Origin of the sequence: Amycolatopsis sp. NBC_00438 (assembly GCF_036026695.1) — a bacterium.
Taxonomy (GTDB): Bacteria; Actinomycetota; Actinomycetes; order Mycobacteriales; family Pseudonocardiaceae; genus Amycolatopsis.
This window is the reverse complement of record NZ_CP107923.1, coordinates 8,898,452-8,918,145: the sequence shown is the minus strand read 5'-3', so window position 1 is coordinate 8,918,145 and position 19,694 is coordinate 8,898,452. Positions and strand designations below refer to the sequence as shown.

General features: G+C 71.6%; 20 protein-coding genes. 8 read left to right on the top strand and 12 right to left on the bottom strand.

The window, feature by feature from the left end; all coding sequences use genetic code 11:
* Positions 1-62: 62 nt before the first annotated feature.
* From OG494_RS41005 to OG494_RS40985, 5 genes are all read right to left on the bottom strand, one after another.
* Positions 63-572 carry a GvpL/GvpF family gas vesicle protein gene (locus OG494_RS41005; protein ID WP_328448057.1) on the bottom strand — a complete coding sequence of 170 codons (510 nt, stop codon included), beginning with the start codon at positions 570-572 and terminating at the stop codon, positions 63-65.
* Positions 573-769: 197 nt separating this feature from the next.
* Positions 770-1,444, bottom strand: coding sequence for a response regulator transcription factor (locus tag OG494_RS41000; RefSeq protein WP_328448055.1), 675 nt, complete (start codon positions 1,442-1,444; stop codon positions 770-772).
* Position 1,445: 1 nt separating this feature from the next.
* Positions 1,446-2,846: a sensor histidine kinase gene (locus tag OG494_RS40995; RefSeq protein ID WP_328448053.1), complete on the bottom strand. Its 1,401-nt coding sequence runs from the start codon at positions 2,844-2,846 to the stop codon at positions 1,446-1,448.
* A 47-nt stretch (positions 2,847-2,893) separates the two neighbouring features.
* The gene (locus tag OG494_RS40990) at positions 2,894-3,616 is read right to left on the bottom strand and encodes a type 1 glutamine amidotransferase (protein WP_328448051.1); all 723 of its coding nucleotides are present in this window, start codon (positions 3,614-3,616) and stop codon (positions 2,894-2,896) included.
* Complete coding sequence (locus tag OG494_RS40985) at positions 3,609-4,838, bottom strand: Mur ligase family protein (protein ID WP_328448049.1); 1,230 nt, start codon at positions 4,836-4,838, stop codon at positions 3,609-3,611. The genes OG494_RS40990 and OG494_RS40985 overlap by 8 nt, the downstream gene beginning before the upstream one ends.
* Before the next feature lie 317 nt (positions 4,839-5,155).
* Between OG494_RS40985 and OG494_RS40980 the strand changes: the two genes are divergently transcribed.
* The 4 genes from OG494_RS40980 to OG494_RS40965 all read left to right on the top strand — a co-directional run bounded on the left by OG494_RS40980 (position 5,156) and on the right by OG494_RS40965 (position 9,167).
* On the top strand, positions 5,156-5,938 hold the full coding sequence (locus OG494_RS40980; RefSeq protein ID WP_328448047.1) for an IclR family transcriptional regulator: 783 nt from the start codon (positions 5,156-5,158) through the stop codon (positions 5,936-5,938).
* 1 nt (position 5,939) lies between these two features.
* Positions 5,940-7,631 (top strand): L-lactate permease, encoded by a 1,692-nt coding sequence (locus OG494_RS40975; RefSeq protein WP_328448045.1) that lies wholly within the window; start codon positions 5,940-5,942, stop codon positions 7,629-7,631.
* Positions 7,632-7,641: 10 nt separating this feature from the next.
* Complete coding sequence (locus OG494_RS40970) at positions 7,642-8,199, top strand: HD domain-containing protein (protein ID WP_328448043.1); 558 nt, start codon at positions 7,642-7,644, stop codon at positions 8,197-8,199.
* Positions 8,200-8,303: 104 nt separating this feature from the next.
* Complete coding sequence (locus OG494_RS40965) at positions 8,304-9,167, top strand: thermonuclease family protein (protein ID WP_328448041.1); 864 nt, start codon at positions 8,304-8,306, stop codon at positions 9,165-9,167.
* A 309-nt stretch (positions 9,168-9,476) separates the two neighbouring features.
* On the opposite strand, the gene OG494_RS40960 is transcribed toward OG494_RS40965, so the two are convergent.
* Genes OG494_RS40960 through OG494_RS40950 form a run of 3 tightly spaced genes read right to left on the bottom strand, consistent with a single transcriptional unit; the run spans position 9,477 to position 11,554 of the window.
* Positions 9,477-10,742, bottom strand: coding sequence for an RNA polymerase sigma factor (locus OG494_RS40960; protein ID WP_328448039.1), 1,266 nt, complete (start codon positions 10,740-10,742; stop codon positions 9,477-9,479).
* A gap of 39 nt (positions 10,743-10,781) precedes the next feature.
* Complete coding sequence (locus tag OG494_RS40955) at positions 10,782-11,129, bottom strand: YciI family protein (RefSeq protein ID WP_328448037.1); 348 nt, start codon at positions 11,127-11,129, stop codon at positions 10,782-10,784.
* Positions 11,129-11,554, bottom strand: coding sequence for a YciI family protein (locus tag OG494_RS40950; RefSeq protein ID WP_328448035.1), 426 nt, complete (start codon positions 11,552-11,554; stop codon positions 11,129-11,131). Before OG494_RS40950 ends, OG494_RS40955 begins: the two co-directional genes overlap by 1 nt.
* Before the next feature lie 356 nt (positions 11,555-11,910).
* Here OG494_RS40950 and OG494_RS40945 point away from each other — a divergent pair, with 356 nt between their 5' ends.
* The gene (locus tag OG494_RS40945) at positions 11,911-12,894 is read left to right on the top strand and encodes a small ribosomal subunit Rsm22 family protein (RefSeq protein WP_328448033.1); all 984 of its coding nucleotides are present in this window, start codon (positions 11,911-11,913) and stop codon (positions 12,892-12,894) included.
* 23 nt (positions 12,895-12,917) lie between these two features.
* Positions 12,918-13,493 (top strand): dihydrofolate reductase family protein, encoded by a 576-nt coding sequence (locus OG494_RS40940; protein WP_328448031.1) that lies wholly within the window; start codon positions 12,918-12,920, stop codon positions 13,491-13,493.
* Here OG494_RS40940 and OG494_RS40935 read toward each other — a convergent pair.
* From OG494_RS40935 to OG494_RS40920, 4 genes are all read right to left on the bottom strand, one after another.
* The gene (locus OG494_RS40935) at positions 13,490-14,332 is read right to left on the bottom strand and encodes a maleylpyruvate isomerase N-terminal domain-containing protein (protein ID WP_328448029.1); all 843 of its coding nucleotides are present in this window, start codon (positions 14,330-14,332) and stop codon (positions 13,490-13,492) included. The genes OG494_RS40940 and OG494_RS40935 overlap by 4 nt on opposite strands.
* A gap of 235 nt (positions 14,333-14,567) precedes the next feature.
* Complete coding sequence (locus OG494_RS40930; RefSeq protein ID WP_328448027.1) at positions 14,568-15,167, bottom strand: DUF4232 domain-containing protein; 600 nt, start codon at positions 15,165-15,167, stop codon at positions 14,568-14,570.
* A gap of 29 nt (positions 15,168-15,196) precedes the next feature.
* Complete coding sequence (locus OG494_RS40925; RefSeq protein ID WP_328448025.1) at positions 15,197-15,688, bottom strand: DUF4232 domain-containing protein; 492 nt, start codon at positions 15,686-15,688, stop codon at positions 15,197-15,199.
* A 137-nt stretch (positions 15,689-15,825) separates the two neighbouring features.
* Positions 15,826-18,381, bottom strand: coding sequence for a CHAT domain-containing protein (locus OG494_RS40920; RefSeq protein ID WP_328448023.1), 2,556 nt, complete (start codon positions 18,379-18,381; stop codon positions 15,826-15,828).
* A gap of 129 nt (positions 18,382-18,510) precedes the next feature.
* On the opposite strand from OG494_RS40920, the gene OG494_RS40915 reads away from it, so the two are divergent.
* Complete coding sequence (locus tag OG494_RS40915; RefSeq protein WP_328448021.1) at positions 18,511-19,275, top strand: DddA-like double-stranded DNA deaminase toxin; 765 nt, start codon at positions 18,511-18,513, stop codon at positions 19,273-19,275.
* Positions 19,263-19,676: an Imm1 family immunity protein gene (locus tag OG494_RS40910; RefSeq protein WP_328448019.1), complete on the top strand. Its 414-nt coding sequence runs from the start codon at positions 19,263-19,265 to the stop codon at positions 19,674-19,676. Before OG494_RS40915 ends, OG494_RS40910 begins: the two co-directional genes overlap by 13 nt.
* The last annotated feature ends 18 nt before the right edge of the window (positions 19,677-19,694 follow it).

The following is a 19,694-nucleotide window of genomic DNA, read 5'->3' as shown; positions in this document are numbered from 1 at the left end:
ACCGGCGGAGAGCTGTCATGGCCAGCGGGGAAAAGAGTGTTCAGCAGGTGTTCCGCCGGCGCTCACCGCCGGTCGACGAAGCTGTACGGCGGCAGCGGCCCGACCCAGTCGGCGCCGGCGCACGCGACGGCTTCCCGGACCACGAGCAGGTCGCCCAGGCCGACCAGGAACGCCCAGCGTTCGTCGGCGTGTTCCCCGGCGGGCAGGGCCCGCGAATCACGCGCCCGGCCGGCGACCTCCGCGAGCAGGCCGTTCGCGGCTCCGGACTTGCTGAACCGCAGGCAGACGTGCACCTCGGCGAGGCCGTCGAGCCGTGCGAGATCGGCGCGGTACTCGTCGGCGGCCGGAGCGAGCACCTCGCGGCGGACGGCCTCTTCGTCCTCGGCCACCGCGCCGAACCGCGCGGGCAGCACCGGGCCGCCTTCGACCAGCGAGGACACCACGGCCAGGTGCGCGGCCGGGTCCGGCTCGGCGGGCGCTTCGCCGACGACCATCGCCAGGTCCGCCCACCGCACCGCCCGCGGCAACCGTGGGTGACCGGCCCGGACCACCCCGAACAACTGCAGCGCCACGGTTCTCCGCCCTCGTTCGACAATTGCTCTCGATACCGCGGCGAAATTGCGGGAAATCGGGGCTCCTTCGCCGGCCGTACCTTCACCGTAGCAATGTCTTGGCCGCGGCACTAACACCGTTCAGCCTGTGGTTTTGCCGCTATTCGACGGATTCGATCACCCGGTTGGCGGTTACTGCGCCGAAAAGGTGATTCCGGTTAATTTCCACCGGTCAGCCGATAACCGACGCCCCGGACCGTCTCGATGGTGTGGGTGCCGAACGGCACGTCGATCTTGCGGCGGAGGTAACCGATGTAGACCTCGACGACGTTCTCGTCGCCGTCGTAGTGCGCGTCCCAGACGTGGCCGAGGATCTCGTTCTTCGTCAGCGCGGTGCCGGCCCGGCGCAGCAGGAACTCCAGCAGCCCGAACTCGCGCGCGGTCAGCTCTATCCGCTTCTGTCCCCTGTGGACGGTCCGCGCCGACGGGTCGAGCCGCAGGTCACCGGCCTCCAGCACGGCCGGGCGGGCCGGGGCACCGCGCCGGAGCAGGGCCCGCAGCCGGGCGATGAGCACGACGAACGAGAACGGTTTCGACAGGTAGTCGTCGGCGCCGAGGTCGAACGCGTCGGCCTCGTCGTACTCGCCGTCCTTCGCCGTCAGCATCAGCACCGGCGTCCAGTTTTCGGCCGCCCGCAGGCGTTTGAGCACCTCGTAGCCGGATAGCTCGGGCAGCATGATGTCGAGCACGACGACGTCGTACTCGTGCTCGGTCGCCGACCACAGGCCGTCCTTGCCGGTGTGCGCGACGTCCACGGTGAAGCCCTCGGCGACCAGGCCGCGCCGCAGCGTCTCCGCGAACTCGCGCCCGTCCTCCACGATCAGCAGGCGCACGTCAGTCCTCCTCGTCCGGCACGGCGATCGCCGGCAGCTCGATCACGAACCGCGCGCCCGGCGCCCCCGGTTCCTCGGACGCGGCGTAGCGCGCCCGGCCGCCGTGGCGCGCCGCGATGCCGGCGACGATCGGCAGGCCCAGCCCGGTGCCGCCGTGGCCGCGCTGGCGGGACGCGTCGAGCCGGACGAACCGCTCGAAGATCCGGTCGCGGTCGGCCTCGCCGACACCGGGGCCGTCGTCGCCCACCTCGACGACCGCGAGGTCGCCGTGCACCGAACTGGCGACGCGGATCCGGTCCCGCGCGTGGCCGCGCGCGTTGTCGACGAGGTTGCGCACGGCGCGGCGCAGCTGGGCCTCGCTGCCGTAGACCTTCGCCGGGCCCGCCCGGACCTCGACGTCGAGGGCGCATTCGCCCCGCACGCGTTCGGCTTCGGCGCGCACGATGTCGTCGAGGTCGACCTCGGTGCGCGACGGCCGGTCGGTGGCGTCGTCGGTGCGGGCGAGCATCAGCAGGTCGTCGACGAGTTCCCGCAGCCGCGCGGTCTCGCGGGCGATCACCGGCACCAGCTCCTCGGTGCTTTCGGGGTGCCGCCCGGAGACGTCGAGCGCGGTGCTGATCGTCGAGAGCGGCGACCGGAGCTCGTGGCTGGCGTCCGCGACGAACCGGCGTTGCGCGGCCTGCGCGGAGGCGAGCCGGCCGAGCATTTCGTTGAGCGTCACGGCGAGCCGGTGCACTTCGTCACCACCCGGCGGCAGCGGGACGCGGGCTTCGAGGTCGCGCGTCGAGATCTCGGCGACGGTCCGGCGCATCCGCTCGACCGGCCGCAGCGCGGAGCCGACCGCGCGGTAGACGGCGAGGCCGGAGATGGCCAGCAGCGGCACGGCGATCAGGCCGAGCAGCAGCGTCAGCCGCGTCGACGCCTCCGTCACCGGCTCCAGCGAGCGCGCGGAGATCACCGTGAACGGCCCGCCGGGCCCGTTCACCTCCTGCGAGACGACGCGGTAGTCGTCGCCGTCGCCGTTGAGGCCGAGCGGGAGGGTCTCGACGGTTTCGTGCCCGATCGTCGGCCGGGACGACGTCAGCGGCGGGTGCCCGACGATCGCCGGGTCGCTCGCGATCGGCCGGCCCTGCGCGTTCAGCACCTGCGTGACGGCTTCGGTGTCGCCGGTGCTCGCGACGTCGCTCGCGCTCAGGTCCCGCGCGCCCTCGCGGACGAGCTGGATCGCGACCTGGCGGCCGGTGCTGCGAGCACTCTCGGTGACGCTGCGGTCGAGCGACTCCTCCAGCAGCACGACGACGATCGCCAGCGCCGCCGCGATGGCCAGCGCGAGCGCGAACACCGCCACCGCGGTGGTCCGCATCCGGACGCCGGTCGCGGCGATCACCCTGCCCAGTTTCACCAGCGCAGCGTAACCACGAACGGCTCGCGGGACGGTGAGCGCCGCCGTCACGACGTTCGGCGACGGCGCGTGGTGGTGAGCCGCTCGACGCGGAGGCGGTCGACCTCGGGCACCGGCAACTCCGGCAGCGGGTGCCCGGCCGTCCAGGCGAGCAGCAGGTCCGCCAGCTCCGGGTTGCGGGCGAGCGCCGGGCCGTGCAGGTACGTGCCGATCACCCGGTCGGTCACCGCGCCCTCGGTGCCATCACCGTTGCCGGTGCCGCGCACGACCTGCCCCAGCGGGGCGCTGTCGGCGCCGAGCTTGCTGACGCCGAGGTGGTTCTCGAAGCCCGTCAGCGGCGCGTTTCCCAGGAGCGAAGACGACGTCGCGACCAGCTCGGCGACCGACCGTCGCTCGCCGGGTTCGGTGGTGACGTCGAGCAGGCCGAGGCCGTCGTGGTCGACGCCGTCAAGGCCGCGGAAGCGGGTACCGAGCACCTGCAGCCCGGCGCAGACGCCGAACACCACGGCGCCGTTCGCGACCGCGCGCCGCAGTCCGGGGTACTTCCGCAGGTGCGCGGCGGCCAGCACCTGCGCGCCGTCCTCACCACCGCCGAGCAGGTAGAGGTCCAAAGTGGACGGTACCGGTTCGCCGAGCCCGACCGGCACGACCTCGGCGTCGAACCCGCGCCACTGCAGTCGTTTGCACAGCACCTGCGCGTTGCCGGAATCGCCGTAGGTGCCGAGCACCTCGGGCAGCAGAAGTCCGATGTGGACGATCGACTCAGCCACCGGGCAGCCTGCCCACCAGGTCGCGGAACGCGGTGTAGTTGGCGACCAGTTCGACCGCGCCGGGCGGCAGCGTGTCGATCGCGGCGACCGGGTCCGGCTCGGCCCAGTGCGCCACCTCGGCGTAACAGAGCCGGACGGCCAGGTCGGCGCAGCGCTCGCCGGTGACGACGACCTGGCGCCCGCGCAGCCGTTCGAAGTGGACGTCCCAGAGCCAGGACAGGTCGCGCCCGTCGGCTTCCTGGGCGTTGACCGCGACGACCACCGGGGTGTCTTCGTCCAGCACGCGCAGGGTTTCCACCCAGCCGGCCGGGTTCTTCGCCAGCATCAGCCGCACGGAATGGCGGGTGCGGCGGACCGTGCGGTAGCGGCCGCCGATGTCGGTGATGGTGCGCAGCCGGGCCGCCGCGGTGTGCGGCGGCACGCCGAGCCGGTGCGCCGCGGCCAGCGCGAGCGCGGCGTTCCCGCGGTTCGCGTCGCCGGGCAGCCGCAGGTCCAGGTCGATCTGGCGACCGCCCGGCGTGCGGACGAGGTCACCTTCGAGGATCCAGCTGGGTTCCGGCCGGGCCAGCCCGCAACCGCAGCTCCAGTGCCGGTCGGTTTCGGCGATCCGGCCTTCGCAGCGCGGGCACGCCGTCGCGTCGCCGCTCCAGCGGCGGCCCGTGCTGACCCACACGGGCTTCGCAGCCGCGCTCGCGGCGGACGTCACGAGGACGTCGTCGCAGTTGGCGACCACGAGCGTCTCGGGCAGCCTGGCGATCGCCGCGCGCAGGTCACGCTCCATCGCGCGGACCTCGCCGACCCGGTCGAGCTGGTCGCGGCTGAGGTTGAGCAGCACCAGCACGGCGGGCTGGACCTGGTCCGCGACCTGGGGAACGTAGGTCTCGTCGACCTCGAGGACGGCGTACGGCGCGTCCGGGTGGGCGGTGAGCGCGGCGAGGACGCCGTCGGGCATGTTGGCGCCGTCGCTGTTGGAGGCGACTTCGGCCAGCGCTTCGAGCGCACGGGTGAGCATCAGCGACGTCGTCGTCTTGCCGTTGGTGCCGGTGACGAGCACGACGGTGCGCTCCCGGCCGAGCTGCCGCAGGGCTCGCGGGTCGAGCGCGAGGGTGACGCGGCCGCCGATCATGCCGCCGCGGCCGAGCCCGGAACTGCGGGACAGCCACGCGGTCAGCCGGCCGGCGGCCACGGACGCGCGGGTGCGCAGGGGGCTTCGGACGGTCATGCCGCAGACGGTGCCCGGAAGGCGCTGTGAGTTTCCTGAGCGCGTGACCAGTGGTCACTTCCCGAGGCCCAATTGTCAGGTCGATGTTCACGGATATGAACGTGGGCCACCGCCTAGCGTGACGTGACCGCCGCCACAACCGCCTTAGGTAGGAAACCTAACGATCGGAGGTTGTACCAATTAGCCGACCCCGTATTCCGCACTAATGCGAGTTATTCCAAGATCTTCCCCACATACATCGGAGGTGTTACCGTCCAAACCCGCCCAGCGGAAATACGTACCGCTGAGCGGGAACGGAACGTCCAACGGAGGGCAACGTGGGACCGGAGCGCGGGCTGGAACAGAGCGGAACTCTCGAGCGCGGGCTCGCGGTGCTGGAGCACGTGGGTCGTCACCAGGAGATTTCCACCAACGCGATCGCGCGGCAACTGGGGCTTTCCCGCAGTGCCGCGTACCGCATCGTCGGGACCCTGAAGAACCTCGAGTACCTCGAAGCCGACCAGGTCACCGGCCGGGTGCGGCTGGGGACGCGGCTGGTCGAGCTCGGCGCCCGCGCGATGGCCGCGACCGATCTGCACCGGTGCGCGCCGCGCTACCTCGCGTCGCTCGCGGAACGCTCCGGCGAGACGACCTACCTGGCCGTGCCGGACAACGACACCATGGTCTACGTCGCCACCGAACGCAGCGCCAGCGCCGTCACCCTGGCCTGCCGCCTCGGCACACGCCGCCCGCAGCACGCGACGTCGCTGGGCAAGGCCTGGCTCGCCGCGCTGCCGGAGCCCGACCGCGCCGAGCGCGTCCGGCGGATGAAGCTGGACCCCCTCACGCTCAAGACGATCATCGACCCGCACCGGCTGCTCGACGAGCTCGCCCGGACCTGCCGCCGCGGCTGGGCCGTCGACGAGGTCGAGAACGAGCCGGACGTCGGCTGCGTCGCCGCCGCCGTCCGCGACCACTCGGGACGGCCGATCGCCGCCATCAGCGTCGCCGGACCGGCCCCGCGGGTGCTGCGCCGGCTGGACGAACTGGGTGCCTCCGTGGCCGGGACCGCCGCCGCCCTGTCGCTGAGGCTCGGTTACGTGCGAGGGCAAAGGAGCTGACGTGACCTGGATCCAGGACTACCAGCCGGCGGGCGGGCTGTGGGTGTCGGCCCTGCTGGCCGCGCTCCCGATCATCGTGCTGCTGGTGGCGCTTGGCGTGGTCCGCTTGTCGGCGCACCTGTCGGCGGCGCTCGCCCTGGTCACCGCGCTGGGCGTCGCCCTGCTGCTGTACGGGATGCCGGCCGGCCTGGCGTTCGACTCGGCGGCGATGGGTGTGGTGTTCGGCGTCTGGTCGGTGGCCTGGATCGCGTTCCACGCGGTCTACTTCCACAACGTCACGGTCGCGACCGGCCGGTTCGACTCGATCAAGCGGGTGCTGGCCGGGTTCAGCGAGGACCGGCGGCTGCAGGCGCTGCTGATCGCGTTCGGCTTCGGCGCACTCCTGGAAGGCGTCGCGGGCGGCGGGTCACCGATCGCCATCACCGCGGCGATGATGGCCGCACTCGGTTTCCCGCCGGTGAAGGCCGTCGTGCTGGCGCTGCTGGCGAACACCGCGCCGGTGGCGTTCGGCGGTCTCGGCAACCCGCTGATCGTGCTGGGCCGGCTGACCGCGCCGATCATGCACCTCAAGCCGGACCAGGCGACGGACGCGTTCTCGGCGATGGTCGGGCGTCAGGTCCCGGTGCTGGCGCTGATCATCCCGGCGTTCCTGGTCGTCGTGCTGGCGGGCTTCAAGCGCATGGTCGAGGTGTGGCCGGCGGTGCTGACGGCGGGTCTCGCGTTCGCGGCCATGCAGTTCGTGGCGTCGAACTACATCAGCGCCAGCCTGGTCGACGTCCTCGCCGCGCTCACCGCGATGGCCGCGCTGTGGATCCTGACCCGCTTCTGGCAGCCCGCGTCGGTGTGGCGCTTCGACGGCGAGGCGCCGGTTCCTGCGTCGTCGAGCTTGGGTGCGGCCAAGGCTTCGCGGGGTGCGCTCTACGCGTGGATGCCGTACATCATCCTGATCGCGGCGATCTTCCTGTCCCGGATCGGCACGATCTTCAAGAACCTGCCGGTGTGGCTGGACCTGACGAAGCTGCTGCACAAGGCCGACTGGATCTTCGCCTGGCCGGGGCTGCACAACCAGGTGATCCAGCACCCGCCGATCACCGCGAAGAACGCGCCGTACGCGGCCACGTTCACCGTGGACTTCCTGTACTCGCCGGGCACGGTCGCGCTGATCGCGGCGGTGATCGCCGGGTTCGCGATGGGCGCACGGCCGGGCGTGCTGCTTTCGACGTACCGGAAGACCCTGCACCAGATGCGCTGGGCGCTCGCGACGATCTTCACGATCCTGGCGATCGCGTTCGTGATGAACTATTCGGGCGCGACGCAGACCCTCGGCCTCGCCCTGGCCACGACGGGCGCGGTGTTCCCGCTGTTCTCGGCGTACATCGGCTGGCTGGGCGTGTTCCTGACCGGCTCGGACGCGTCGACGAACAGCCTGTTCGGGCCGATGCAGGTGATTTCGGCGCAGCAGCTGCACATCGACCCGATCCTGGCCGGCGCGACGAACACGTCGGGCGGCGTGATGGGCAAGATGATCTCGCCGCAGAACCTCTCGATCGGCGCGACGGCGATCGGGCAGACCGGCAAGGAGGGCTCACTGCTGCGGCAGACGTTCCTCTGGTCGTTCGCGCTGACCGCGGTGGTGGGCGTGATTTCCCTCTTGCAGGCGACGATCCTGACGGCGATGATCCCGTCGCCCTAGGCTGGGCTCCATGACTGCTGACGCCTTGGCCGCTTTCGGTTACGAACTCGGGGTGCTGAAACGCATCCGGCGGTCGGGGTGGTGGCAGGCGGGCGTCCGCGACCCGGAGTCGGTCGGCGAGCACAGCCTCCGGGCGGCGCAGCTGGCCGCGTTGCTCGCGGCCGAGGAAGGCGCGTCCCCGGAACGGGCCGCGTTCTTGGCGCTGTGGCACGACACGCAGGAAACCCGCACGGGCGACCTCCCGCACACCGCCGTGGCGTACCTGCGCAAACCGGAACCGCGGGAGATCACCGCGGACCAGACGGCGGGGCTGCCGGTGTCTTCGCGAGACGTCGTGCGCGCGGCCGTCGACGAATACGAGTCACGGGAAACGTCCGAAGCGCTTTGCGCCAAGGACGCGGACAAGCTGGAGATGCTGCTGCAGGCGCTCGAGTACCAGGACATCGGCGTCCGGCCGGTCGGCGAATGGATCGAATCCGCGCGCACCGGTCTCACCACGGAGACCGCCCGCAGGATCGCCGCGGCCGCGGTGGCGCTTTCCCCGCTTTCGTGGCGGGAAATCCGTTAACGTCGTCCGGCGGTATCGCGGTTGTTTCCACTGTGGTCACTGGTCTGTCCGGGTGGAAAAGCGAACGGATCACCAGCCGGGCGTCCTACCGTTGTCGTATGCCCATGACGCTGATCAAAGGTACGTTCCAGCTCGTCGGAGCTTCCCCGGACGGCGATTCCGTGCGGTTCTACCCGGACGATCCCGAAGCGACGAAGAAGGCCGGGCTTAAGGTCCGGCTCAATTCCCGCGGCGGCATGCAGCTGCGGCTCGACGCGATCGACGCGCTGGAGACGCACTACCGCCCGCACGGCGGCCCGATGCTGCACCAGCCGGTCGCCCTGGGCACGGCGGCCGCCGACCGGCTGGTCGCGGTGCTCGGGTTCACCGACGTGACCCGCAAGGACGACGGCATCGTGACGTCGGCGACGCCGGACAAGGTGACCGGGCACATTCTCACCCGCTTCGCCGACAAATACGGCCGCGCGGTCGCGTTCGCGTTCCCGGGCCAACGGCCGGGCCGTTCGGTCGACGGCAGCCTCGTGCACCTGGACGTCAAGCAGCTCAAGAACTCCGTCAACTTCCGGATGATCACCGAAGGCCTGGCGTACCCGACGTTCTATTCGCTGCTGTACCCCGATCTCCGCCAAGCGCTGTCGGACGCGGCGGTCGCGGCCCGCAAGGCCGGGAGCGGCGTGTGGGCTTCGGACGTCACGACGTCGGGGTTCAAGCTGAGCAAGCGCGCCCAGCTCAGCGACGACCTGGTCCTGCTGCCGAAACTGTTCCGCCGCCTGGCCGACTACCTGGTCCTGGACGAAACGGGCGGCGCGTCACTCTCGGGGTTCGCGCATTTCCTCGACACCCGCGACGACCGCCTGTTCACGGTCCCCGGCGGTCACGCGACGGAACTGTCGACGCTGGTGGAGGTGAAACGGCAGAGCGTGAAACTGACGGTGCCGCCGGAACAGATCGTCTTCATCGAGGCCTGACCAGCGACCCACCGCCGTCGCGCGGTCCAGGAGCAGGGCTCGCTCCCGGGCGTTCTGTCGCCCATGGCGGCCGAGCTTCGCGACGATGAGTCGCGGCGACAGGTGCAGCACCTAGCAGGCAAAGCACGCTGATCGCCGCCAGCTGTCCGCCGGTGCCGAAGAGATCCAGCGGCTCCAGCGCCGGTTTTCCCAGCAGACCACCCGGCGGCGGCGCGTAGTGGCCGATCAGCAGCCACCCGGCACAGAACCACATGTAACCCGCGATCAGGGCGCTGCGGACGTCGCGGAAGCCGGGGAGCAGGGCCGCGATCAGCGACCCACCGCCGTCGCGCGGTCCAGGAGCAGGGCTCGCTCCCGGGCGTTCTCCGTCATCTCCGCCGCGCGGCGGAACTCCTGCTCCGCTTCCTCGAGCCGGCCCAGTTTCTGCAGCAGGTCGCCGCGGACGCTCGGCAGGAGGTGGTAGTCCTTCAACGCCGGCTCGTCGGCCACCGCGTCCACCACCGCCAAGCCCGCCTCGGGGCCGTACGCCATCGCCACCGCGACTCCGCGGTTCAGCTCGACCACCGGGGACGGCTGGAGTTTGCCGAGTCCTTCGTAGAGCGCCGCGATGCGGGCCCAGTCCGTCTCGTCGGGCTTGTGGGCGCGCGCGTGGCAAGCCGCGATCGCCGCCTGGGCCGAGTACGGGCCGTACGCGCCTTCGGCGATCTGCTCGGACAGCGTCAGCGCGGCGAGGCCGTGCTGGATCAGCAGGCGGTCCCAGCGGGAGCGGTCCTGTTCCAGCAGCAGCACCGGCTCGCCGTTCGGCCGGGTGCGGGCCTTCGAACGGGACGCCTGCAGCTCCATCAGCGCGACCAGGCCGTGGATCTCGGACTCGCCCGGCATCAGGCCGGCGAGCACCCGCCCGAGCCGCATCGCCTCCTCGCACAGGGACGGCCGCATCCAGTCGTCGCCGCGGGTGGCCGAATAGCCCTCGTTGAACACCAGGTAGATGACCTCGAGCACGGACGAGAGCCGCGCGATCCGCTCGTCGCCTTCGGGCACCTCGAACGGGACTTTCGCCGCGGTGAGGGCCTTCTTCGCGCGGACGATCCGCTGCGCGATCGTCGATTCGCGGACGAGGAACGCGCGCGCGATCTCGTCGGTCGTCAGGCCGCCGAGCATCCGCAGCGTCAGCGCGACGCGCGCCTGCGTGTTCAGCACCGGGTGGCACGCGACGAACAACAGCCGGAGCAGGTCGTCCTCGATGTAGTCGTCCAGCGCGGCGTCGAAGTCCGGCAGGACGCCCTCACCGAGCCGCTGGTCGCGGCCGACCTCTTCGAGCTTCTCCGCGTACCGCTCGTTGCGGCGGAACTGGTCGACGGCGCGGCGCTTGGCGATCGTCATCAGCCACGCGCCGGGGTTGCGCGGCACGCCGGACTCCGGCCACTGCTCCAGCGCCGCGACGAGCGCGTCCTGCGCCAGCTCCTCGGCCAGTCCCACGTCGCCGCGGGCCATCCGGGCCAAGCCCGCGATGAGCCGCGGCGACTCGATCCGCCAAACCGCTTCTACCGTGCTCCGGGTGTCCGCAACCGTCACCCGGCCATCAGACAGGGTGCGCCTGCTCGGTGCAACCCACTACTCGGCGATGGGGCGGATCTCCAGCACGCCGCCCTGCTCCTCCGGGTTCGGCGCCCGCTTCATCAGCGCGACGACGTCCTCGAGCGATTCGCCGTTGAGCACCCAGATCCCGGCGACGAGCTCCTTCGACTCCGCGAAGGGCCCGTCGATGAGCTTCGGTTCCGCGTCGCCGTCGAACACGACGCGCACGCCTTCCGAGCTGGCGGTGAGCCCTTCGGCCAGCACGATCCGGTCGTCGGCCACCAGCTGCTCGTTGAACTTCGCCATTTCCTCGAACAGGACCGCGCTCGGCGGCGCGCCGGTTTCGGACTCCGGGGTCGACTTGACCATCACCAGGAAGCGCATCACGCCTCCCCGGAGGTCTTCGCGCGCAGCTGCGCCTCGATCTCGGCGACCTCGGGCGTCAGGTTCTCGAAGTCGGACGCCTCGGCGACCCGCCGGATCTCGACCTCGTGCCGCCCGCCGTCGGTGTTCGGCATCCGCTTGATCCACTCCACCGCCTCTTCGCGGTTGCGGACCTGCAGGATCCAGAACCCGCCGACGAGCTCCTTGGTCTCGGCGAACGGCCCGTCGACGACCTTGGGCTCCTCGTGACCGGAGAACACGACGCGCGCGCCCTGCGAGCTCGGCGTGAGCCCCTCGCCGGCGAGCAGGATGCCGGCCTTCAGCATCTCCTCGTTGAACTTCGCCATCTCTTCCAGCAGCTCGGCGCTGGGACCCTGCCCGCCTTCGAACTCTTCCGACGCCTTGACGATCACCATGAACCGCATCGCGGTCTCCTCTCGCTCGCTTCTGCTTACGCGTCGAACGGCGGGACGCCGGATCGACGAGGTTCGCCGGAAAACTTTTCGCGCGGGAAAAGTAGCAGCTCAGGACGCGCCGGGCGGGACAATCCGGACAGCGCTCCTGGGCGGCGACCAGACCGGCAACCATGGCGACCGGAACGGCCAACACACCGGCGGATGGGTTCGCCGGCGGGCGCTGCGTGCCGTGTTGACCACTCCGGGCGGCGTGGTGGCCACTCCGGCTCGGGCGGGCCGCCGGGCGGGCCTGGCGCTGGACGGAGAACCGGGACGCCAAGCCCTGGTGACCGGCCGGTGCCGCCGTCAGGGGAGAATCAGCGGTCGTGGCCGTACTTCCCGACGATCTCTCCGCCGCGCTCGACGACGAGCTGGCCCGGCATCCCCTCCACCGGCTCACGCAGGCCGTCGACAAGCTCAGCACGCGCTACCGCCAAGGTGACGCGGCCACGTCGCCGATCCTCGCCTCCGACGTCGACGTCGCGGCCTACGCCGGCTACCGCATGCCCGCGACCTACGCCGCCGTACACGCTGTGCTCGCCGAAGCCGCTTCGCGCGCTCCGGGCTTCGAGCCGCGTACGCAGATCGACGTCGGCGGCGGTACCGGCGCCGCGGTGTGGGCTGCGGCGGACGTTTGGCCGTCGCTCGCGAAATGCGCCGTCGTGGAGCAGGTCGCCGGGGCGATCGGGCTCGGGAAACGGCTCGCCGCCGGGGCGAAGAAGCCTGTCGTCCGGGACGTCGAATGGCGCCGCGGGCTCGTCGATCCGGCCGCGCCCGCGCCCGACGCGGACCTCGTGACCCTCTCCTACGTCCTCGGCGAACTGCCCGAAGCGAGCCGCGAAGACGTCGTGCGGTGGCTCGCCGCGAAGGCCGGAGCCGTCGCGCTGGTCGAGCCCGGGACGCCCGCCGGCTACGAGCGGATCCGGGCCGCGCGGGCCCAGCTGATCGAGCTCGGCCTGCACGTCGTCGCGCCGTGCCCGCACGACGGCGGCTGCCCGATCACGCCCGGCCAGGACTGGTGCCACTTCGCCGCGCGGCTGCCGCGCTCGAACCTGCACCGCCGGATGAAGACCGCCACTCTCGGGTTCGAGGACGAGAAGTTCGCCTACGTCGTCGCCGGGCGGTTCACCCCGGCGCGGCCGGACGCGCGGATCATCCGGCACCCGAAGAAGCACAAGGGCTGGGTCGCGCTCGACCTCTGCACCGCCGCCGACGGCCTCAAGAGCGGCGTCGCCGTCTCGAAGAAGCAGGGCCCGCGTTACCGCGCCGCCCGCGACGTCGAGTGGGGCGACGGCTGGTCGACGAACTGACCCGGGCGTGGCACGGTCGCCGCATGGGAACCGTGATCGCGGAGATCAGCATGTCGGCCGACGGGATCGTCGCCGGCCCGGACACCAGCATCGAACACCGGCTCGGCCGGGACGGTGACCTGCTGCACCAGTGGATGTTCGAGAGCACCGACGCCGACGCCGCGGCCGCCGCGAAGCTGTTCGACGGCACCGGCGCTTTTGTTCTCGGCCGGTCGATGTTCGACGTCGGAATCGACCCCTGGGGCGACGACGGCACCTTCCGGAAGCCGTGTTTCGTCGTCACGCACCGGCCGTCGGAGCCGGTCGTGAAAGGCCCGACGACGTTCACTTTTGTCACCGACGGCCCGGAAGCCGCGCTCACGCGGGCGAAAGCCGCGGCGGGCGACGGGAACGTCGTCGTGATGGGCGGCGGCACGACCATGCGGCAGTTCCTGCGGGCCGGGCTGGTCGACGAGCTGCGGCTGCACGTGGTCCCGCTGCTGTTCGGCGCCGGGGTGCGGCTGTTCGACGGCCCGGTCGGCGCGCACGTCCGCCTGGAGCGCACGGCCGTGTCGGAGACGCCGAACGCGACGCACCTGACGTTCCGCGTGCTGAGTTAGGGCATGTGGACCGTGCGGAGGAACACCGGCAGCAGCCACGGCCGGCGGCCGCCGACGCGGACCTTGCCGCTGAACACCGCGCGCAGCGGGGAGATCCGGCCGAACATCATCGGCACCAGCACCGCGGGGTCGAAGGTCAGCCGGACGTCCGCCGTACCGTCGGGTTCCTCCACCCGCAGGCCGCCGTGCCGCAGCACCATCACCACCGGCGCCGTGTGGTCCGAGCGGAACTCGACGGCGATCCGGCGCGGCGACGGCTTGGCGTAGTCGAGCAGCCGGCCGACGTCGTTGCGGACCATGCCGACGAAGAACAGCTCCAGGAACATGCCCTCGTGCGCCGCCTCGATCCGCCACGGCTGCCCGCTCGCGCGGGCGATGTCGTGGCCGTGGATGGACAGTTCGTTGACCAGGTGCGCGAGCAGGCCGGCCACCGGGATCCGGCTGCCGCCCAGCCACCAGATCGGCTTCTCCGGGTCGTAGTCGCGGCTCACCTGCAGCACTTCGGCGATGTCGGCGCGCAGCCGTTCGGCCAGCCGGCGCGGGTCGCGCTCGGGGTAGGCCGTCATCGCGACGTCGTTCATCGCCGACACCGTCTCGATGTTCGCCGAGGCCATCGGCTCTTCCAGCTCCGGCAGCGGCAGCGGGCCGCCGTCCCCCTTGACCATGGCCGTGTAGACGAGCGCGATCCAGCCGACGTGCGCCGCGGTCTCGGCGATCGACCACTCGCCGACGGCCTTCGCGTGCGGGTCCGGCGCGTTCTCGACGACGTCCGCGAACCGGCCGCCGACCCCGGCGAAAGCCTCACGGACCGCGTGCCACTGCGCAGGTTCGATCGTCATGTTCCGACGGTAAGGGGCGAGGGCGCCGTCGCGGATCTCCGAAGCTGCGGACCTCCGGGGAAGGCGCCGCGCGCCCGGTCCACCGTGAGTAGGAAAGACCGCAGCGGTAACCGGCCAGTCGGGGGGCGTGCCGGCCGGTTACCGCCGCATGGAGGAAGAGGGCACCTCGCGTCAGGTATGACGCGCGCTCTTGTGCTTCACCCGATCGAGTGAGGCCGTGGCATTCGGCCCAGCGTCAGGCCGGGTCGGCGAGGATGCCGTTCACGTAGGTGCCGGGGTGGGTCGCCGCGTCCTGGCGCAGGACCGGGAGGTCGGCCGGCCAGTCCGCCGTCAGCGCCTGGGTCTGGCCCGGCGGGATGGTCTTCAGCTGCGTCGGCGTCCAGGACGCGCCGCCCTCGGACGGCGTCAGGACCGTGATCGTCGCCGACGCCGTGGTGCCCGCCGGGACCTCGTTGTACTTCACGCCGTTGTTCTCGCGCGGCAGGTGGTACACCGGGCCGAACGTCGCGTCGTCCGGGCCGGCCAGGTCGACACCCGGGACGCCGTACAGGCCGCACGTGTGGTCCGAGGTGTTCCGGTAGGTCAGCGGCACGTCGAACTGGCCCGGCGCGTCGCTCTTCCCGGCCGGCTTGCCCAGCGAGACCGCCAGGTCCGCTGTGGTGCAGCGCGGTGTCGCGGTGGCTGGAACCCGAGCCGCCGCGGCCCCGGCTCCCCCGGCCGTCCCCGCGGTGCCGGCCGAACCGGCGGACGCCTGCGTCGCGGCCCCCGCCGCGCCACAAGCCGTCAACGCGACCATCCCCGCCGCGGCCCCGATCCCCATCAAGATGCGCTTCATGACATTCCTCCCTGCGCCGGAAACGAATTTCAGCTGACGGGCGTGACCTGCACGGAGTCACCCTTGACCGGCGCTCCGGCGGGCCAGTCGACGCTCACCGGCTGGCCGTACGGGCCGGTCGGCAGGTCGAAGGTGACGGTCGTCGGCGCGACCGGCGAGGCCGGTGCGGCCGAGCGCTGCACGATCCGCGACACGGCCGGGTGACCGTCGCGCAGGTTGACCGGGAGCTGCTCGGCGCCGTCGACCGTGGTGGCGATCGGCAGCCGCTGCCCGTCGGCGATGAAGGTCAACGCCGTCGGCGCGCCCTGGAGCTTGCAGTTCGTGGTCGGCGAGGCCGCGGTGTAGGTCAGGACGTAGGCCTCGTGGCCCGCCGCGTTCGACGGGTCCGGCGCGACGGTCACGTGCACGTCGGACGCCCCGCACGGGGTGTCGCTCGGCATCGCGTTCGCGGCCCCGGCCGCCAGGAACAGGCCCCCGGCCACCAGGCCACCGACGGCGATCGCGGTAACAGTGCGCTTCATGGTGCTCTCCCTCGTTCCGTCAACAACTTTCGGACTCATGAGGAAGATGCCCAAGTGATCACCGAGGATGCGTCCCGATGGGGTCGATCACCCGAAAGCAACCCCGGACCGGGTGAGACGTCGGAAGAAAAGAAGGCTCAGCCGCGGCCGAAGCACACGAACGGCATCAGCGGTTCGGCCTGGGCGGCGTCGGCCAGCGCGCGGGCCGGGGGCGTGCCCGACGACAGGGCCCGGTGGTAGGCCAGCATCACGCCGCCCGCCGTCCGGTCGTCGACGCGGGCGACGCTCGAGACCACCGTCCGGCTGCCGCCGTAGAGCAGCGCCGCCGTGAAGCCCAGGACCTCGTCGCCCGCGCGGACCACTGTCTGGCCGACGTCGCACGAAGAGAGCACCACCTGCTCCGGGGCCGTCGACAGTTGCTGGACGTCGTAGGCCATCAGCGGCCCGTCGGCGAGGTTGAGGCGGGAGAACAACACGTTCTCCCGCTCGTGGTGGCCGTGCGCGGCGAAGTGCGCCAGGCGGCAGCCGTCGAACGCCTTGAGCGTCGCCGCGACCGTCGCCTCCGGGCCGGTCAGCACCGCGGCCTCCGGGTAGAGCGCGGCCAGCCGGGACACCTCGGCGTCGGCGTGGATCAGGTCCGAGCCCGCGACCAGCAGCGGCGCCCCGGTCGCGCGGCGCGGCCGGTGTCCCGCGGCGAGCCAGGCCGACGACGACGGCGTCACCGTCACCGGGCGGCCGCGCAACGTCGGCAGCAGCCCCCACGGGATCGCGGACAGCGCGCCGGTCGGCACGACGACGACGTCGAGGTCGCCGAGCCGCGCGCCCAGCGGCTTCAGGAGGATCGCGTCGAGGGCGGTGACCTGGGTCCGCACCGACCGGCGGATGACCTGGTCCAGCTGCGGCGGCAACTGGCGGCCGCACAAGGCGTCGAGGTCGCTGTGCAGCCGCGCGACCGGCTCCGCGACCGCCGACGCCGGGCCCAGCTCGATCAGCGCGACGCGGTGGTCGGCGATCACCTGCGCGCACAACGCGCCGTGGTCGGCCAGGAAGCACACCATCGCGCTGCCGCTCGCCGCGAGCTCGTCCCCGATCTCGCGCAGGTTCGCCTCGGCGTGGTCCTCGTCGGTGCCCTCGGCCTGCCAGCCCTTCGCGCGGATCTCCCGTTCCAGCGCCGCACACCGCTTCACGGCCTGGGCGTCCGGCTTGCCGGACAGCTCGCCGGCGCGGATCTGCATCGAGAGGTACCGCAGCTCGGCGACGGCGTCGACGGTCTGCGGGTGCGCGGGCGGGCGCACCGGCCGGAAGCGGAACGCCTGCGCGCGCGACCGGTCGAGCCACCGGAACACCACCCCCGGCGAGCGCTGGGCGAGCGCGGCGGCGAGGCCGGCGTCGGCGAGTTCCTTGCCCAGCGACGTCGTCCCGGTCTTCAGGTCGACGCTGCCGAACCGGCTGCGGTGGCGCTGCAGCTGTGTCAGCCCGGCCCGCGCGTTCGCGAACGTCACGCGCCGGTTTCCCGTCGCCGCCCCGAGTTCGGCCAGCGCCAGGCGGCGGAACAGGCGGTTCTCCAGCGGTGCGGTCCGGCGGTCGCGCGCGGCGATGCCGGCGCGGGCGCCGTCGAGATCGCCCAGCGCGATCCGGGCCCGGGCGCCCAGCAGCGCGGCGATCTCCGCGTCGTTGCGCAGGCCCAGCGCGGTCAGCCGATCGGCCAGCGACGTCGCGTCGGCGGCGACGCGGGAGATCCGCCGCCCGGCCGCGAAGTCCGCGCGCAGCACCGTCAGCTGGGCGACCGCCGCCCAGGTTTCGTTGCCCCTTCGACGAAATCGACGCTCGGCGCGCACGGCCCAGCTGCGCGCGGTCGACGTCTCCCCGCTCGCCAGCGCCGCCAGCGCGCGGGTCAGCTCGGCTTCGGCGTGCTCCTGGTTCATCCGCAGCCGCGGGAACTGTTCCAGCGCCGCGCCCAGCTCGGCCGCGGCTTCGTTGGGCAGCCCGGCGGCCAGCAGCGCGCGGGCCTTGTCGACGGCCAGCACCGGCAGCATCCCGACGCTCTGCTCGGCGTAGAACCCGCTGGCCGCGTCGAAGTCGCGCAGCGCGCCCGGGATGTCGCCGGTCAGCACGCGTGCCTGGCCACGGCCGTGCGCCGCCTTCGCGAAGATCCTTGCCAGGCCTTCTTCTTCGGCTTGCCCGGCGCCGATCTGCTCGCACTGGTCGAGGTCGGCGAGCGCGAGCCGGACGCGCCCGGCGTACTGGTGCAGCATCGCGCGGTTGAGCAACGTCCGGGCCAGCACGACGAACTCGCCCGCCTGCCGCAGCTGCGGGATCGCCTCGTCGAAACAGTTGAGGGCCTCGTCCATCCGGCCGATCAGGATGAGCACCAGACCCCGTTGCTGGCGCAGGATCCCGCGCCCGGCGTCCGAGACGAGGAGGTCGGCTTCGTCGAGCAGCGCCAGTCCGCGAGTGCTGTTGCCCAGCGCCGTTTCGACGGCCGCGTAGGTGCCGAGGACGCGCGTCGCGAGATCGGGCCACCCGGGCCAGCCTTCGGGCTCGGCCTTCGCGGGCAGGCCGAGCAGCCGCGCGGCGGCGCGGATCAGCCGCCCGCCGACCACCGGCTGGCCGTCGTTGGTCGCCGCGACCGCACGCCGGTGCAGGTCGCGCACCCGGTCCTCGACCTTCGGCGAGGCGACCTCGGTGCGCACAGGCAGCCCTTTCGGCCGGGAACCGTTCCCGACGGATCGTACTCGTCCGGGTCTCTCCGATCAGCTTGCTTGACGACACTCGACCTCACGGATCAACCTCGTTACACGAGATGATCAAGGGGCGGCTGCATGGGCGTGGACCGAGTGGCAGCGGCGGTGCGGACCTCGTTGGCCGCCCTGCCGGTCGACGCTCTCACCCGAACGGCTGATCTGCTGGAGGAAGCCCAGCAGACCTTGGAAGATGCCTCCCGAAGCAGCGGCTCCCAGGATCTGCGGAACGCGGTGGCCGGTCTGGCCGAAGCGCGGCGACTGACAGCCGTCGTGCAGGACCTCGTGAGCCGCACCGCTTCCGGTTTGACGGCCTACCTGGGAACCCTGGGGGTGAAGCCACCTTCGGCGCCGCAGTCGTCTCCCGCGGCGGGGACTATTCCCAGCCCACCGGAACCGGCCCGGAAACCGACCCGCACCGCGGATGGCCGACGGCTCTCACACGAACAGGCCGCTGCTTTGGCGGCCGTACTACCGCCGCCGGTCACCCGGAGTACCGGTCAAAAGACGCACGGCCGCTGGGTGGACGAGCACGGTCAGGCGCACGAACTCGTCAGCGGCAACGACGCCGGCTCGGACGCCGCTTGGACTTTGCTGCAGGAGCGGGGCATTCCCCTGAAAGCCGCACCGGTGACGGTCAGCCATGTCGAGCAAAAACTCGCCGCCCGGATGGTGGCCGAGGGGCGAAACCACGTCGACCTCGTACTCAACAACCGGCCGTGCCGCAACGCCTTCGGCTGCGACACGCTCTTGCCCATTATGCTGCCGTCAGGTTACTCGGTGACGATCCACGCACCGAACTATCGCAAGACGTTCACCGGAGGATTGAACCCGTGGTCACGCTAGAAGTCTGGTACAACCAGGAACCGGAGAACGATTACGCCGGAGGTGAACCGGCCATCGTGGTGCGGACAGCGGACGAACTGGACTCACTCATCGCCCAGGTACAGGACGACACCAAAGATGTGCCCGTGCCTTCGATGGTCGAATGCTCTGTCTCCGGCGACCCGAGCCGAGGAACGTTCTATCTCGGTATCGGGCAGCACAAAGGGTTTGTCATGTTCTTGGCTCCCGAGACGGCGCACACCGAAGGCGACACCTCTTTGACGAATACCGTGCTCTACGACTTCATGGCCCATACTCAGGAGATTCCGGCCCGGTACGAGGTCGGGATGGCCGAGGCCCGAAGTTCGGCGTGGGAGTTCATGACCACCGGGAGCCTCCCTACCGGCCGGTCCGGGGGGTAGGCATTCCCTGGAGGCAGA